The 14,491-nt window shown below is 67.7% G+C and carries 18 protein-coding genes and 2 pseudogenes; 9 read left to right on the top strand and 11 right to left on the bottom strand.

Features of this window, described 5'->3' with window-relative positions:
- Window positions 1-770 (bottom strand): annotated as a pseudogene (locus KPL57_RS54885) (hypothetical protein); the annotation flags it as partial.
- A gap of 364 nt (window positions 771-1,134) precedes the next feature.
- On the opposite strand from KPL57_RS54885, the gene KPL57_RS54880 reads away from it, so the two are divergent.
- From KPL57_RS54880 to KPL57_RS54870, 3 genes are all read left to right on the top strand, one after another.
- Entirely contained in the window at window positions 1,135-1,284 is a 150-nt protein-coding gene (locus tag KPL57_RS54880; RefSeq protein WP_226358227.1) for a hypothetical protein, read from the top strand.
- Window positions 1,285-1,650: 366 nt separating this feature from the next.
- The gene (locus KPL57_RS54875; RefSeq protein WP_226358226.1) at window positions 1,651-1,863 is read left to right on the top strand and encodes a MarR family transcriptional regulator; all 213 of its coding nucleotides are present in this window, start codon (window positions 1,651-1,653) and stop codon (window positions 1,861-1,863) included.
- Window positions 1,864-2,032: 169 nt separating this feature from the next.
- Window positions 2,033-3,508, top strand: a complete 1,476-nt coding sequence (locus KPL57_RS54870; protein ID WP_226358225.1) for a CitMHS family transporter — start codon at window positions 2,033-2,035, stop codon at window positions 3,506-3,508.
- 102 nt (window positions 3,509-3,610) lie between these two features.
- On the opposite strand, the gene KPL57_RS54865 is transcribed toward KPL57_RS54870, so the two are convergent.
- Both KPL57_RS54865 and KPL57_RS54860 read right to left on the bottom strand, forming a co-directional pair.
- Window positions 3,611-4,063 (bottom strand): hypothetical protein, encoded by a 453-nt coding sequence (locus KPL57_RS54865; RefSeq protein WP_226358224.1) that lies wholly within the window; start codon window positions 4,061-4,063, stop codon window positions 3,611-3,613.
- Between the two features lie 132 nt (window positions 4,064-4,195).
- Window positions 4,196-4,717: a hypothetical protein gene (locus KPL57_RS54860; RefSeq protein ID WP_226358223.1), complete on the bottom strand. Its 522-nt coding sequence runs from the start codon at window positions 4,715-4,717 to the stop codon at window positions 4,196-4,198.
- A 138-nt stretch (window positions 4,718-4,855) separates the two neighbouring features.
- Between KPL57_RS54860 and KPL57_RS73090 the strand changes: the two genes are divergently transcribed.
- Window positions 4,856-6,250: a histone-like nucleoid-structuring protein Lsr2 gene (locus tag KPL57_RS73090; RefSeq protein ID WP_374203927.1), complete on the top strand. Its 1,395-nt coding sequence runs from the start codon at window positions 4,856-4,858 to the stop codon at window positions 6,248-6,250.
- 10 nt (window positions 6,251-6,260) lie between these two features.
- The gene (locus KPL57_RS68250) at window positions 6,261-7,175 is read left to right on the top strand and encodes an Lsr2 family protein (protein ID WP_264199793.1); all 915 of its coding nucleotides are present in this window, start codon (window positions 6,261-6,263) and stop codon (window positions 7,173-7,175) included.
- A 6-nt stretch (window positions 7,176-7,181) separates the two neighbouring features.
- Here the strand turns inward: KPL57_RS68250 and KPL57_RS54845 are convergent, their stop codons facing one another.
- From KPL57_RS54845 to KPL57_RS68245, 4 genes are all read right to left on the bottom strand, one after another.
- Window positions 7,182-7,625 (bottom strand): hypothetical protein, encoded by a 444-nt coding sequence (locus tag KPL57_RS54845; RefSeq protein WP_226358222.1) that lies wholly within the window; start codon window positions 7,623-7,625, stop codon window positions 7,182-7,184.
- 179 nt (window positions 7,626-7,804) lie between these two features.
- Window positions 7,805-8,182 (bottom strand): hypothetical protein, encoded by a 378-nt coding sequence (locus KPL57_RS54840; RefSeq protein WP_226358221.1) that lies wholly within the window; start codon window positions 8,180-8,182, stop codon window positions 7,805-7,807.
- A gap of 197 nt (window positions 8,183-8,379) precedes the next feature.
- Complete coding sequence (locus KPL57_RS54835; RefSeq protein ID WP_226358214.1) at window positions 8,380-8,982, bottom strand: DUF1440 domain-containing protein; 603 nt, start codon at window positions 8,980-8,982, stop codon at window positions 8,380-8,382.
- Between the two features lie 33 nt (window positions 8,983-9,015).
- A complete protein-coding gene (locus tag KPL57_RS68245) occupies window positions 9,016-9,720 on the bottom strand; it encodes an META domain-containing protein (protein ID WP_264199792.1) in 705 nt (234 codons plus the stop codon).
- Window positions 9,721-9,972: 252 nt separating this feature from the next.
- On the opposite strand from KPL57_RS68245, the gene KPL57_RS54825 reads away from it, so the two are divergent.
- Window positions 9,973-10,392 carry a transposase family protein gene (locus KPL57_RS54825; protein WP_226358213.1) on the top strand — a complete coding sequence of 140 codons (420 nt, stop codon included), beginning with the start codon at window positions 9,973-9,975 and terminating at the stop codon, window positions 10,390-10,392.
- Window positions 10,393-10,575: 183 nt separating this feature from the next.
- Here the strand turns inward: KPL57_RS54825 and KPL57_RS54820 are convergent.
- Window positions 10,576-10,824 (bottom strand): annotated as a pseudogene (locus KPL57_RS54820) (transposase family protein); the annotation flags it as partial.
- A gap of 493 nt (window positions 10,825-11,317) precedes the next feature.
- Here KPL57_RS54820 and KPL57_RS54815 point away from each other — a divergent pair.
- The 3 genes from KPL57_RS54815 to KPL57_RS54805 are packed head-to-tail and all read left to right on the top strand — an operon-like array spanning window position 11,318 to window position 12,908.
- On the top strand, window positions 11,318-11,602 hold the full coding sequence (locus tag KPL57_RS54815; protein WP_226358211.1) for a transposase family protein: 285 nt from the start codon (window positions 11,318-11,320) through the stop codon (window positions 11,600-11,602).
- Window positions 11,603-11,641: 39 nt separating this feature from the next.
- Window positions 11,642-12,439: a transposase family protein gene (locus KPL57_RS54810; RefSeq protein WP_226350737.1), complete on the top strand. Its 798-nt coding sequence runs from the start codon at window positions 11,642-11,644 to the stop codon at window positions 12,437-12,439.
- A 31-nt stretch (window positions 12,440-12,470) separates the two neighbouring features.
- Window positions 12,471-12,908: a transposase family protein gene (locus tag KPL57_RS54805; protein ID WP_226358210.1), complete on the top strand. Its 438-nt coding sequence runs from the start codon at window positions 12,471-12,473 to the stop codon at window positions 12,906-12,908.
- On the opposite strand, the gene KPL57_RS54800 is transcribed toward KPL57_RS54805, so the two are convergent.
- From KPL57_RS54800 to KPL57_RS54790, 3 genes are all read right to left on the bottom strand, one after another.
- The gene (locus tag KPL57_RS54800; protein ID WP_226358220.1) at window positions 12,899-13,873 is read right to left on the bottom strand and encodes an IS1634 family transposase; all 975 of its coding nucleotides are present in this window, start codon (window positions 13,871-13,873) and stop codon (window positions 12,899-12,901) included. The genes KPL57_RS54805 and KPL57_RS54800 overlap by 10 nt on opposite strands.
- Before the next feature lie 86 nt (window positions 13,874-13,959).
- Window positions 13,960-14,178 carry a hypothetical protein gene (locus KPL57_RS54795; protein ID WP_226358219.1) on the bottom strand — a complete coding sequence of 73 codons (219 nt, stop codon included), beginning with the start codon at window positions 14,176-14,178 and terminating at the stop codon, window positions 13,960-13,962.
- Between the two features lie 65 nt (window positions 14,179-14,243).
- On the bottom strand, window positions 14,244-14,491 hold a 248-nt coding region (locus KPL57_RS54790; protein ID WP_226358218.1), incomplete at its 5' end, for a hypothetical protein.

The raw sequence follows: 14,491 nt of genomic DNA, 5'->3' as shown, positions 1-14,491 counted from the left end.
CCGATGCCCACACCCACACCGAAGCCGCCTAAAAGATCTTCATCCACAGGTCTTGACGATTGCTCGTCCAGATCGATTCCGGGGTCAAGCCCCGTGGGCGCTGTAGGGGCCGCCGGGCAGTCCGGCGCGGGTGGTGGCGCCCTGGATGAGGTTGTTGATCGACTCGGGGTGTAGGGGTTGGTCGTGGACGCGGTGCCGGTGGAGACCTTGCGCAGGATCGGCCCGGTGGTGATCCCGGCGAGGTCGAGCCAGGTGTCGAGGGCGGTGAGCGGGCAGTGGTCGGGGTGTTCGGCGCGGGGTAGGCCGATGAGTTCTGCCTGGTCGCCGGTCTGGTTGGTCTTCGAGCGGTGCAGGGTCAGGACGCGGCCGCGGCGTCCGCTGCGCAGTTCGTGTTCGGGGCCGAGCTGTTCGACGGTGAGCGCGGCGAGCTCGGCGCGACGGAGGGCGCCCCAGAATCCGAGGAGCAGCAGGGCCCGGTCGCGGGCGCCGGCCAGTGACGGTTCGCCGGGGCGGTTCTTCCAGGTGCGGGTGGTCGGGCAGGCGGCGACGGCCTGGTCGAGCAGTGGCGGCATGAGGGGGGCGGCCTGACTGGGTGGGGCGCCGTGGCTGCGGCGGATGCCTTCCCAAACGGCGGTCACACGGGCGGTGACGGCGGGATCGGGCAGGTCCGCGGCGCGGTGCGCGGCGCGGATCCCGGACAAGTGCTTGGCGATGGTGCGGACCTTCGCCCCGGTCTGGGCGAGCGCGACCAGGTAGGCCGACACCGTCACCGGCGCAGCGGGCAGCGGCGTCAGGTCGTGGTCGGTGCAGAACGCGGTGAAGCCGGTCCAGACCCGAGCGGTAGCCGCGGCGGGTGTTGTGCGCGCGGGCCGCGGCGACGTAGGCGGCCTCGTCCGGCGACAGCGGAGCGTCGACCGCGGCCGAGGCGTCCGGGGCGGCGTCGAGCTCGGCGTGCGGCACCGCCGGAGCCTAGCTGCTGCTTGGCGGGATCTCATGGATGATCCCGCCAAGCACTAGCTGTTTCGTATCGTTTCGTTGCAACGAAACTAAAAACATAACGATTAACAGAACGATACGAAACGGCTAGTGAGCCTTTTTCAACCTGACGTTTGTGCTGGTCAGGTAGCTGTGATCATGAGGGTCTGGACCGCGGCGACGAGCTGGGTGGCCTGGTTGGGGCTGGAGCGGATCTTGCGGAGGATCTTCCAGTTCTTCAGCTCGGCGTTGACCCGTTCACCGGGTGCCCGTCGTCGGGCGTGGGCCAGGGCCCCGGCAAAGTCGTGATAGACGGTGGGAACCGTCCCCCGCGGCCTTCTGATTGCCGCACTGCACCTGTCTGTGACCAGCTATAGCGCCGCGCGGCGCCGCAACGGTGCCGCGTGTCACGGCCCACCACAAGATCATCTAGCGACTTTGCCGGGGCCCTGCACCACCAGCCCTGGTGGGGCTGCCGAGTCGTTCCCAGACGCCCCGGCTCCGGCCCCGGACTTGGCTGCGTCGGCGCCGGTGTCGGTGGTGGCGTTGCCGGCGGGGGGGGCGGGTGTCGCCGTGCCGGCGGCGTTGACCGCCGCCGACGTCGTGTCCCGACCGGCCTCGGTCGAGGGGCCCGATGCCGCGGCCGGGGCCGAGTGCAGCGCTGAGCCTGGCGCTGTGAGTGGGTTGTCGCCTGCGCAGCGGGAGGTCTACGCCGCCCTGGCCGCCGGGCACACCCGGACCGGGGACATCGCCGCAGCGACTGGCCGGAAGGCCCCGGCGGTGTCGAAAGCACTGACCGCGCTGGCCGGGGCCGGGCTTGCGGTCAAGACCGGGCGCTGCTGGAGCGTCTCGACCGCGTCGGGTGGCACGGCGCGGGTGGGGGCCTGAGCGCGTTCGGTGTCCGGGTGAGGCAGACCAGCGGGACCCCGGAATTTTCGTCACGCATCGTGGTCTTTAGTTTCTTTATGGTCAAATCTTGTGGACACTGGCCGGTGGCTGGTTACTGTCCGCAAGTCGGCCGATGGGGCGTGGCCCCGGCAATGATGCGAGGACCTGCATGCTTATCGCTCTGGGGTCCGCGATGATCGCGGTCTTCATGTACTTGATCTTGTCGAAGCGGCTCGCTCCGACGTTGGCGCTGGTGTTGGTGCCGTTGACCTTCGCTCTGGTCGCGGTTGGTACGGGGGTCGCGGAGTCGGGTGAGGACGGGGTCGTCAAGTCGATCACGTCGGCGATGAAGGATTTCGCTCCGACTGCGGTGTTGTTGTTCTTCGCGATCATCTTCTTCGGGACGATGATCGATGTCGGGTTGTTCGATCCGTTGATCCGGTTCGTGCTGCGCGCGGTGAACAACGACCCGGTCCGTCTGGTGGTGCTGACTGCGGTCCTGGCGGGGGCGGTGTCGCTGGATGGGGATGGGTCGACCACGTTCATCATCACGGTCTCGGCGTTGCTGCCGATCTATCTGCGCCTCGGGCTGAGTCCGGTGGTGTTGACTGTGGTGGCGAATCTGGCCAACGGGGTGCTCAACATCCTGCCGTGGGGTGGACCGACCGCGCGGGCGGCGACGGCGCTGAAGGTGTCTCCCTCGGAGCTGTTCAACCCGATGATCCCGAGCATGGTGCTGGGGATGGCCACGGTGCTGATCCTGGCCTGGTTCCTCGGCCGTTCGGAACGTCGTCGGCTTGCCAGGGCCGGGCGGCCGTTGCCGATCGTCGCCGATGAACTCGAGGGTGTCCTCGAGCCCGTCGGTGCCGCGCCTGACCCGGGCGGTGCTGGTGCTGACGGTGCTGGTCCTGCGGGACAGTCCGCGCCTGCCGCGGCTGTCACAGCTGGTGCTGGCGGGGATGCGGCAGGTCCGGGGGACGGGTTCATCGACGCAGGTGGGGTGCTGGATCCGAACAGGCCGACGCTGCGCCCGAAGTTGATCTGGTTCAACCTGGTGTTGACCGCGGCGCTGTTGGTGGTGTTGGGGCTGGATGTGTTGCCGTTGTCGCTGGTGTTCGTCGCCGCGTCAGCGATCGCGTTGGTCGTGAACTTCCCTCGCCCGGCCGATCAGGTCACCGCCGTGACCGCGCATGCCAGCTCGATCGTGGCGGTGGTCGCGATGGTGTTCGCCGCGTCGGTGTTGGTCGGGGTGCTGTCGGGTACCGGGATGGTCGCGGCGATGGCGAACGGGATCGTCACGGCGGTCCCGGCGGAGGTGGGCAGCTGGTTCGCGGTGATTGTCAGTGTGCTGAGTATGCCGTTGACGTTCTTCCTCACCAACGACGCGTTCTACTTCGGGATCCTGCCGATCTTGTCCGAGGCGGCCGGGCATTACGGCATCTCGCCGGTGGAGATGGCACGCGCCTCGATCATCGGGCAGCCGGTGCACATGACCAGCCCCCTGGTCCCGGCGATGCTGCTGCTGGTGTCGCTGGCCAAGGTCGACCTCGCTGATCATCACAAGAAGGTCATCTGGCGGGCCGCCGTGTGCTCGCTGGTGATGATGGCAACGGCGATCGCGCTGGGAGTCATCCCCCTCGGCTGACCAGCGCGACTGAATGGCGCCGCTGAACGGCGCTGTTGTTGCCACCCCCGGTGGGGCGGCCCCGACTCCCCGGGGGCCGCCCCACCGGCGTGCGTGGGTGCCCTACCAGCGGTAGCTGAACTTGTCGATCTTGAAGCCCATTTCGCGGAAGTAGGGGCTGACGACCTGGATGGTGACCGGTCCGCTGTGGCCGTCGTTGGTGACGGTGTGGCGGGTGGTGTATTCGCCGCGGTTGTCGGCGTCGCTCATGGTGAACTCGAACTCGTAGGTGCCGGGTTCGAAGAAGCGGATGGTGATGAACCCGCCATCGACCTCGCACCACAGGGGGTCACCTGGGCGGCATTCGGGGTTCCCGCCGGGGCGCACGGTGGACTGGCTGGACTGGCCCTGGCCGTAGGGCTGCCCGGGTGGTGGTGTGTCGGCGGCGCTGGCGGCGGGGGCCAGGAGCAGGGACGCGGCCAGCGCGGCCGCGGCGGTCAGTCCGGCCACGGCACGGCGGGCGATGCCGTGTCGGCGGGAACCTCGTGTAGCCCTGTCGGGAAGCATGATCGTCACGCAATGAGAGTAGGGCACGAACTGTGCGTGGCCGGTAGACGCCTGTTGGTCACACGGACGGTCGCCTGAACAAGGGAGGGGAGTCTGCGTCGCTGTTGACAGCTGTCGTCCCGTGGGGGTGTCGGCTTGTTGTCAGGTGGTGAGGCGGGCGCGGATGGCGTCGATGGGTTGGGTGTAGCCGGTGGGGCTGTTGATGGTGCGGCGTAGGTGGCGGTGGATGAGGTCGAGGGTGTCGGGGGCGGTGATGCCGGGTCGGTCGGGGTCGATGCCGATGCTGTGGTGGTCGAGGAGGTGTTCGACGGTGTAGAGGTGGTCGTTCATGACGCCTCGGACGCGTCGGTCGAGGGTTTTGGCCAGGGCGACGGTGTCGGGGTCGAGTTCGCCGAGGGCGTCGGTGGGGAGGTCCGCGGCGTCGAGGGCGGCGTGGATGCGTGCCACGAGCAGGGGGCCGGGTGGGCGCAGGTCGTGGACGCGGATGTCGGGGATGAACACCGAGAATAGGGTGTCGGCGTGGGTGAGTAGGAGGCATTTGCGTGCGCGGAGCCAGGCCAGGTGCAGGTACCAGTCGTCCCCGGTCGGGGGGAGGGTGGGGAGCTGGTCGGGGCGTTGCCGGATGGCGGTGAGTACTTTCGCGGTGGCGCGCACGATCATCATCGGGAGGGTACGGGACCGCTTCGTGTCCGGTCCGCTGTCTCATGACCTGGCGTGGGTGCCGTTCTGGTTACCGTTGCAGGGGTCGGGTTCGCGATATTTCTGATTGGCGGGGTCACGGTGCGGTACGAGCATTCCAGGATGTCGGGTGCGGGTAGGTCGTCGGGTTCGGGTGGGGCGCGGCGGGAGCCGGGTCGTCGGGTGCCGGATCGGCGGGCGACACCCTCTGCGGGGCCGTGGGGGCCGTCGCCGTCGGGGGGTGTGGAGCGGTCGTATTTTTGTCGGTCGTGCAAGTTGACGGCGGTGGGGATCAGTGTCCCGACCGGTTGGTATTTGTTGGAGCGGTCGCCGGGTGGTGGGGGTCGTCATCTGCGGTTGGGGATGTATTGCTCGTTGGCGTGTGTGTTGTCGGCTGCGGAGGATTTGAAGCTGGGGGAGCGTGAGCATGCTGTACGTCTGGGGACGTCGGTGGATGCGGAGCGGGATCGGGCTCGGGTGTTGGAGCGGGCGGAGACGATGATCCGTCGGGGGATGTCGGCGAAGGCTGCCGCGGATGTTCTTCAGGTGCCGCCGGCGGCGTTGCGGACGTGGTTGAAGGCTGCGGGGATCCCTGTGGTTCCTGATCCGGTGGAGGCGCCGACGGTGACGCCGGTGTTCGCTGCCCCGGGCAGCGTCCCGCCCTCGGCGGCCGGGGCGGGACGTGCGGGGCCCGGCGCGGTGCAGGCCGTGCCGGTGTCGCAGGTGGGTGCTGGGGCGGGGGCGCCCGACGCCGAGGCTGATGGTGAGGTCGGTGTCGGGTCCGGGGCTGTTCGGGGTGAGGGTAGCGCTGGGCAGGCCGGTTCGACAGGTCCGGGGTTGCAGAAGGCCACGCAGCAGAATGCCGTGCAGAAGGAGCCGTCCGGGGCGGCACCGTCCGGGTCGAGGGGTGCGGGGTCGAGGGGGGCCGGCCGGAAGGGTGTGGTGCCGGGTGGGGTGAAGCCGGGTCAGGATCCGGTGTTGGGGAAGTACACCTCGCCGCGGGCGTTGTTGCATCATTGGCGGCAGGTGGAGCGGATCGCGGATCTGGAGATCGGTGCGGTCCCGGCGGGGGTGGGGAAGTCGGGGCATCCGCAGGGGTTCGCCGCGACGGTGTCGGCGCGTCTGTTGGTGGGCGACACTGCGGGTGAGGTCGTGGTGTGTACGGCGACGGAGGGGGCGAAGATGAAGGCGTGTGACGTCGCGGCGTATGCGTTGGCGAAGATCCTGCGACCGATCATGGACACTGCCGCCGCCGCTGCGGCAGGTGCTGGCGCCGCTACGTCCGCCGCGGCGGCCGGGGCTGCCGCTACTGCGGCTCCCGCGCCGGTCTCTGCCCCTGCCCCTGCCCCTGGCTCGTCGGCGGTGTCGGTGTCGGCGGTGTCGGTGGTTCCGGATGCGCGGTTGGTGCGGGAGTGGGCTCGGGAGAACGGCTACACCGTCGGTGAGCGGGGGCGGCTCCCAGCCCATGTCCGGGACGCCTACCTCGCTGCGGTAGCGGGTCCAGGGTCGTCTGGGTGAGCATGGGCGGGTGAGCAGACCCGACCCGGACGCCGGGGTACTGGACGGCGCGGTTCCCGCTGCTGCGGTGCCCGATGCTGTGGGGTCGGGTGTGGCGGGGGAGATTGTGCGGGTTCGCCGGTTCGCGGAGGTGGTGCGGGCGGCGCGGCGGGCGGCGCGGGGTGTGGAGTCGCATCCGGTGTGGGGTGATCGGGAGGCTGAGGCGCTGACCGCGGTGCGGGTGGTGTCGGCGTTTCTGGATCATCACGCCCACACCGACGTCGCTCAGGTGTTCGTCAACACCCTGCTCCGCGACCTGGCCGACCTCACCGTTCTCGGAGAGGTCCACCGGGTCAGCGAGGTCGGGGCTCACGCCTCCGCGGCGGTTGTCACCGGGTCAGCCCAGGCCGGCGTCGTGGCTGCTGCTGGTGCTGATGGAGCTGGTGCTGGCGATTCGGTTCGTGATAGGTCGGAGCGGGTCCGGCGTCGGCGCTCGGCCACTCGCCGCGTTATCGCGCATGAGGGGGATGTGCCTCTGGCCTTGTGGCCGCTCGGCGACGTTCCCTCCGACATTGTTCACGACATTCCCTGCGCCACCGCCGGCGTCATCAGCGGTCCCGAGATCGGCCCTGAGGTCGGCACCAGCTCTGGTGTCAGGGCCGGTGCTGCTGAGGATGTGTCGGGCGAGGAGGCCGCGGGTGGCGCCGCGGTCGGTCGGGACCAGGGCGGTCCCGGGAAGGCTGCGCCGACCCCGACCCCGACTTCGACTTCGCCGCCGAGGTCGTCGGTGTCGGTGGGTGCGGTGCGGGTGTGGGCGCAGGCTCAGGGTTATCCGGTGGGTGCGCGGGGGCGGTTGTCGGGGCAGGTGCGGGATGCCTATCTACGGGCCCATCCGGAGTTGCTCGATCCCGGCGGGTCGGGCCTGGAGACTGGTGGTCACTGCTGATTCGGGTCAGGGGGTGAGGCCGACCCGTCGGTAGGCGGCGGTGCGGTCGAGGTGGGTGATGGTCAGGTCGTCGCCGCCGATGGCGATGGTCAGCACTTGGATCTCGTCGGGGCTGTACTGGTCGGGCAGTGTCCGGGCGAGGGTGGTGAAGCCGCGGTGCATGGTCTCGAGGGCGGTGGTGGTGCCGTGGTCGACGGTGTCGGCGATGACTTCGATCCGGACGGTGAGGTGCTCGCCGCCGAGGTCGTCGGGGTCGTAGCCGTGTTCGGCGGGAGGCTGGGTGGGTCCGGCGTAGGCGTCGGCGATGCGGCCGTGTCGGCAGAGCCCGGAGAAGTAGCTCATCAGGGCGTAGGAGGCCTGGTAGAGGTCTTTGTTGCCGCGGACGGTGAAGTCCTGGCTGGCGATGACCAGGATGTCGTCGGGGCCCATCGGGTCGGAGCGGTCAGACACGGGGACCAGTGTAGAAGCGCCCGGTGTGACCGTCGCCCGGCGTGGGGCGCCCGGGGGGTGTGGGAGAGCCCCGCACCCCGGGGGTTGTCGGCACCCTGTGCTGTCGGTGCCGTGGCCGCTCGGAGTGCGGGGCTCTGTTCTGCACGCGCGGGGCAAATGACCGCGTTGTGCGGGGGGTGTTACTTGTGGCCCTTCACGGTGTCGCCGGTGTCGCTGGCCTGGGCGCAGTTATCGGACTGGTCGGTGACCGAGTCCCCAGACTTGGCCTTGGCCTCTCCGAGGATGCCGAGGGCGCCGGTGAGGCCGTTCGCAGCGGCGGCGTCCTCGATGGGGACCTGCAGGCCGACGAGGTTGACCGGGATGTTGTTGTTGCACACCTGCACGGGCACGTTGACGTTGTTGCCGTTCAGCCCGGCGATCAGGCCTTCGGCGCTCTTGTCGATCCCGTGGTCACCATGGTCACCCCGGTCGCTGCTGGTGTGGGCCATCGCCACCGGCGAGAGCGCCATCAGCGATGCCGCCGACGCAGCCACGACAATTCCGGCCTTCTTCCACATCACGCATGTCCTCCAGGTAGTGCTGGTACTCGAATACGAGGGGGAGCCCGTACCAGCTGCAACGACAGGCGCCCTGCGCGGGAAACTGCAGGCCACGCACCACCACTCGGTCGGTGTATGTCGGCTACGCACTGCGTTCGTCGCGGGGGAGAGTGTTCACGCGAATGGCTGCCCGTTGGGGGCCGTCACGTGGTTCGTCAGGTATCGGGGTTGCCGACCTTGACCGTCCTCTCTTCGTGAGCGAGTTCCGGTGTGCCGGTGGTGGTGCAGTAGCTGATCACCCATGCCCACAGCAAATGCCCTAGGAACTCTGAAAGGTTCTCGTCGAACGGGAGGTCCGCAGTTGCCGGGGTCAATCCGAGGAGGGGTAAGGCGATCCAGTGGAAGCCCAGCCATGCGCCGGTCCCGAACAGGGTTACCAGCCAGATCCGGTTGAGGTGGATGCGCTGCGCGAGGAAGAGGAATGCGGCCGCCGCTACGGCGCAGAAGATGAAATGTGTTGTGATCCCTCCGAAGTTTATTGTGTGGGCAGAGAATGTGTAGGTCCATTCGTTTGCGGGGAGCCCGGCTTGTTCGAGTAGGACCACAGGCGGTGACGCTCTGTCTGGGGTGCGCGCGGGGAGGATGACTTCCCATCCCAGCTTGACGAGGCCGGACATTGCGGCCGCAATGATGACTCTGTACATAGTTGCTGACATGCGCGTGTTCATGTGAATTTCAGGGTGGTTTGAGCTTTTCGCGGCCTGATGGTGTTGGTCGGAGGCCGTGAAGAGCGCGAGGGTATGGGACGTGCTGAGCACGTGCCTACGGGTGCTCGGAGCGCGAGGACGGTGTCAGGGGTGATGGCGGGTCAGGGTGATGTTGCCGGCGGGGTCGGTGAGGTCGCTGTAGCCGTCGTGCAGGACGAGAGTCTCGCCGGTGGTTCGGTCGGTGGGGTGGGTGTGGGTGACTCGGGCGTGGATGGCTTGGGTGAGCCACTCTGCGATGGGCACGTTCTCGCAGGCCATGAGAGTGGTCGGGTCGGCGTCGGCGACGAATGCTCCGTCGGCGGAGACCGTCCAGGTGCCGTGGAGGGTGTTGCAGCCGTCGGAGCCGGTCCAGTGGCCGTTGTCGGTGAATTCGACGAATGCCCGCCCGCCGGCGCTGTCGTCGGTGGGGGTCCAGCGTCCGAGTAGGGCCTGCTGTAGGGGGTGTGTCGCCGGCTCGACGGTCGGGATCGGCTCGGTCACGGCTGCTCGTGCTGCGGTGTCGGCTGCTGCGGGGGTGGCGGGCAGTGGTCCGACGGCGTGGGGGCCGTCGGTGTCGGTGGTGGTGGTGTCAGGGCGAGGCACGTGGACTTCTCCGGGGTGGTGGGGGCGGTGCTGTCCGGGTTCCCAGACCTCGTAGTAGGGCCGCCCGTTGTCGGCGGCGTTGATGGCGGCGGTGTGGGGGGTGGCTGCGGTGGCAGTGCTGGTGGTCATGGCTGCGGCGGTGGTGAGTGCGGCGGCGGCGAGTAGTGCTGCGGCGCCGGCGCGGCGTGCGCGGGAGATCGTGTGCATGGGCTTCAGGAGAACATGGTTACTCGCCGGTAGTGATGGTCCACGGTGGGTGCTTGCTCGTGGCGCTGCTGCGGGCCGCAGGACGGGCTCGGTGCACCGCGCTGTCGCGTGTTGGTGCAGCCGGCCTGGCTGGCCGGCGGTCTCCATTCGCCGCCTGGGGCGTTCTCCAGTCGCGTCTCCCGTCCTCGGTCAGGCCTGGGCGGTGTCCGGCTCGTCCTCGCCGCCTCTGGTCGCTGTTGATCTGGCGTTGCCGTGTCGGTCTCCGGCCGCTGCGCGTCCGTCCTGACTTCGGTCACTTGTCTTACGAGTTCATGCGCTATTGGGGTCGGGACGTGCTGGATCTCCGACCCGACCCCAGGCTCCCGACACGACCTACATTGCCTCGACCAATCCGGCGCCCTCGACCACCTCGCCACATACCCACCGATCGGCGATAAAGGCTACATCGGGCGCGGCATGCTCACCCCGTTCAAAAAACAACCCGGCCGGGAACTTCTCGACTGGCAGAAAACATTCAACAAGAGCCTCAACCGCACACGCGCCACCATCGAGCGAGTCATCGCCCATATCAAAACGTGGAAAGTTCTCCACACAGACTACCGCCGACCCTACGCCACATTTAAAACGACAATCTCGGCAGTCATCGGACTCATCTTCTACACACTTACCTGACGGAGCCTGAATAAGCCTCAGGGTGGCTGCGACCTGGACGACGACGCCGGTGGTGCGATGCTTGCCCGACCACAGACCTGGTACGGCGGTCCATGACCAGCAGGGCAGTAGGGTTCCGTCGATGATGTACTGCCGATCGGCACGAAGCTCCTCCGCAGTCGGAACGACACTCCGCAGTGCCTGTGCCAGCAACGGTGTCACCCCCGCGATCGCTCGACTGACCGTCGACTGCGACACCCCGTAGGTTTCCGCCAACTCCCACTGCACACGATTCCCGCGCAGATACGCCAACGTGATCACCACCGACCAGAACAATCCCAGAATCGGCGGCCAAGGCCGTCGCAGGCCAGTCGCGTTCCGCTGATCCTGCTCATGCACCAGAGCGGCAAGATCCTGAATCTCATCACGCCGAAAGCCAGTGGTATAGTACATACTGCGACAACCCGTTCATCTTGGATTGATTCGGCAAATTAATCTTCGCGATGGACGGGCTGTCGCCCAACCCGACACGCCGGGCTAGATCGTTATTTCACGGGCCCTGAATAAGCCTCTCAGCCTCTCGCAGACCCAGGACGGTTCACCCTTCAACCCGACCAACCGGTATGCCCGAGCCAAGGAGGCCTCGTCCAGGGGGCTTATTCACAAGGGAGTAATTCTGTTGATCTGCGGAAGCCGTCACCGGCGATTTTGTCTCGATACCGGCACGGCGGTGTGTCGCGCTTGAAGTGCAACAGCCCTTGCCGGTTTGTTCGGTGTTCCCAGGCATCGAACGAGGATCGGCGAAGAGCTGTTGCGATTCAAAGCTATGACAGGGTTGGACGATAGACAACTCACCGATCTGGTGGTGAGAGTACACGCCCGATGCGGCGGCAAGTTCGTTTCTGCAGGTAGGCCTGTTGCGTTGGGCTTGTTCCGGTCAGTGGCCATGGTGGTGACGCTGATGCGCAAGAACGTGACCCAGGACTTCGCGGGCGCGATCTTCGGGGTCAGCCAGTCCACGGTCAGTCGCCGCTGGGACCTGCTGCGCCCGGTGATCGGCGAGGTCCTCGCCGACGTCGTGCCCGACCCGCGGGAGGTCCTCGGAGGCGGAACAGTGCTGGTCGATGGCACCGTGTGCCCGACGTGGGACTGGAACGCAGTGAGCCTTTTTCAACCTGACGTTTGTGCTGGTCAGGGGCGTGAAGGCCGGCCGGGGTGGGGCTCCTGGTAGACGGATGGGTGTCGAACCGTCGTCTGCCAGGAGCCCCGTGTGCTGTCCTACCCATCCGGGATGAACGTGTCCAGCCGTAGCGTCCGTGATCTTGCTGATCTTCTCCGGGGGCATCGGCGTCAGCGTGGAACACGCTGGCGCCGGCTCTCAGCCGGTCGGCAGGCCTTGCTGGTGCTCGCCTACCTGCGTAAGGGCGAGACCTACGCTGCCCTGGCCTGCGGGTTCGCGGTGAGCACCGCGACGGTGTACCGGTACCTGACCGAGGCGATCGGTCTGCTCGCCGCGCTCGCCCCGACCCTGGAACAGGCCATCACCGTCGCCGCTGGGAAGGCGTTCGTGATCCTGGACGGCACGCTGCTGCGTATCGACCGGGTCGGCATGACATCCGGCTACGACCGGGCGTTCTACTCCGGCAAACACAAGTGCCACGGCCTGAACGTGCAGGTCATCGCCGACCCCGTCGGCAGGCTGGTGTGGATCTCCCCACCGCTACCCGGAGCCCGGCACGACATGGGTGCCGCCCGCGCCCACGGGATCATCGACGCGGTCAACACCGCCGGGGTGCGGGCGATCGCTGACACCGCCTACCAAGGCGGCGGGCCCGCGATCACCGTCCCCCACCGACGCCGCCGCCGCGACCTCGACACCGGCCGGTACCGGCCCCTGTCAGCGAATCAGAAAGCGGTCAACGCCGCCCACGCCCGACGACGGGCACCCGGTGAACGGGTCAACGCCGAGCTGAAGAACTGGAAGATCCTCCGCAAGATCCGCTCCAGCCCCAACCAGGCCACCCAGCTCGTCGCCGCGGTCCAGACCCTCATGATCACAGCTACCTGACCAGCACAAACGTCAGGTTGAAAAAGGCTCAGTGTCCGACCTGTTCTCGGTCAAGGCCGGCTACTCGGGCATGAACCTGCAGATCGCCGCCACCCTCGACGGAGTCCTCGTCGCGGTCGGCGAAGTCCCGATTCACGGCGCCCGCCACGACGCACATGCCTACGCCGCATCCGGGCTGGCGGAGCGTCTGCGCGATCTCCCGTCCGTCGCCGACCTCGGCTACATCGGCGTCGAGGGCATCAACACGGTCCCGCACAAGCGATCCCCCGGTATCGACCTCGACCCCAGCCAAGTCGAGTTCAACACCGCCCTCGGCAGAATCCGCGCAGCCGTCGAACACGCCATCGCGCACCTCAAAACATGGCGCATGCTCAGCGAAGAAGGTGGCCGATACCGCTACCCCATCAGCAAATACGAAAGCACAGTTGCGGCAATCGTAGGCCTCTACTTCTTTGCGGCTTATGAATAAGCCTCCAGGGCGCGGGAGCCGTTGGTGACCTTGACGAACCGCGGTGTGCGCGCGGGCTTCTCGCCGGCGATGACCTCGCGGGCCCGGTTCTCCTGCAGGGTCAACGTGCGCCGGTCCCGGACGGCCCGCTTCGTGGAGTAGGCCCAGACCGCCCGCCAGGATCCCGGATGCTGGTTGGGGTTCCAGACGGGCTCGGCCTTGACCTTCGGGCTGTTCTCGCTGCGCCCGGTGCGGCGGTCGCGTGGTGTGAGGGTGTCGATGATCTGCCCGTCGACGAAGGCGTCGCCGTGCCAGTGGAAGTGCGACTCCAGGTCAACCGGGGCCTTGGTGAGTCGGGAGCCGACGATGAACCGCAGGTCGGCCTCGTCGAGGTCGCGCAGGTTCGCGGCCGAGAGCATCCCTGCGTCGGCGACCACGACCATCCCGCCCGGCTCGACCGGCAGCTGGTGTCGGGCCCGGAAGGCCTCGATGATCGGCAGGATCGTCGCGGTCTCGGTCTTGTTGCCCTCGAAACAGCCGATCTCGAGGGGGAACCCTGCGCGATCGACCAGCAGCCCGACGACGACCTGCGGGTCGACCCGGCGTTCCTTGGAGAACCCGACCTTGCGCAGGTCGTCCTCCTTCTCCGCCTCGAAGTAGAGGGTGGTGACGTCGTAGAGACACAACGACACATCCCCACTGCCACGGGCGTGGGTGAAGCAGGCCCTCGCGATCTCGTCGCGGTAGCTGCGCCCGGTGCAGCGCAGCAGGGTGCGGCGCATCGTCTTTTCGCTCGCCGCGGTGACGCCCAGACCGGCCAGCACCCGACCGGTGTCCAGGATGGACGTGGGCTCGACGATCCGGGCGATCACCAGGTCGCGGAACGTGTCATCAGCGACCTCTGCGAACCCGAGGCCCGCGTAGACCTCGGCGAGGATGTCGAACAGCACCCGCGACCCGGTCGTGATCACCTGCGGCGCACCCACCCGCCGGGTTGTGGTGCTCGGGGCGCGCCGCGGCATCTGGCCGAACAGCCCCTCCTGCGTGGCACCGCCGGCCGCGGTGGGCGCGATCAGCTCGCCCGCCGGGGTGACGGCGCGACGCCCAGATCCAGGGCCTGCTGTGCAGCGTCGTCGATCAGCCCACGGGCCTGCTCGACCAGCAGGCCCAGCTCGGCCTCGGTGTGCGCTGACCCGACATGGGCCACGATCCGTCGATGGCCCTGCACGGACTCGGCGATCTGGACCGCGGTCGCCCCGGAGGCCGTCCGTACCCGCCTCACCCACGCCACCTGACCGAGCGTAGAGCACCGAATTAGTGCCTCACACCGCTCCCGCGCAAACACATCACCGCAGCTCAGCGCAGTACAAGCTGCGAAACCAGGCTCGGGTGACCAAAGTCAGGAGAATCCGCGCAGCCGTCGAACACGCCATCGCGCACCTCAAAACATGGCGCATGCTCAGCGAAGAAGGTGGCCGATACCGCTACCCCATCAGCAAATACGCAAGCACAGTTGCGGCAATCGTAGGCCTCTACTTCTTTGCGGCTTATGAATAAGCCCCCAGAGCGATCCCAGAATCGGCGGCCAAGACAAACGTGCCCCA

This window comes from Pseudonocardia sp. ICBG601 (assembly GCF_020496245.1).
This window is presented reverse-complemented; position numbering and strand designations above follow the sequence as displayed.

What these genes read in the sequence shown, in the direction of transcription:
- KPL57_RS54880 (WP_226358227.1), top strand. Translation starts at nt 1,135, where the DNA reads ATGAGGGTCTGGACCGCGGCGACGAGCTGGGTGGCCTGGTTGGGGCTG.
- KPL57_RS54870 (WP_226358225.1), top strand. Translation starts at nt 2,033, where the DNA reads ATGCTTATCGCTCTGGGGTCCGCGATGATCGCGGTCTTCATGTACTTG.
- KPL57_RS54860 (WP_226358223.1), bottom strand. Translation starts at nt 4,717, where the DNA reads ATGATGATCGTGCGCGCCACCGCGAAAGTACTCACCGCCATCCGGCAA.
- KPL57_RS73090 (WP_374203927.1), top strand. Translation starts at nt 4,856, where the DNA reads ATGTCGGGTGCGGGTAGGTCGTCGGGTTCGGGTGGGGCGCGGCGGGAG.
- KPL57_RS54840 (WP_226358221.1), bottom strand. Translation starts at nt 8,182, where the DNA reads ATGTGGAAGAAGGCCGGAATTGTCGTGGCTGCGTCGGCGGCATCGCTG.
- KPL57_RS68245 (WP_264199792.1), bottom strand. Translation starts at nt 9,720, where the DNA reads ATGCACACGATCTCCCGCGCACGCCGCGCCGGCGCCGCAGCACTACTC.
- KPL57_RS54815 (WP_226358211.1), top strand. Translation starts at nt 11,318, where the DNA reads ATGGTGGTGACGCTGATGCGCAAGAACGTGACCCAGGACTTCGCGGGC.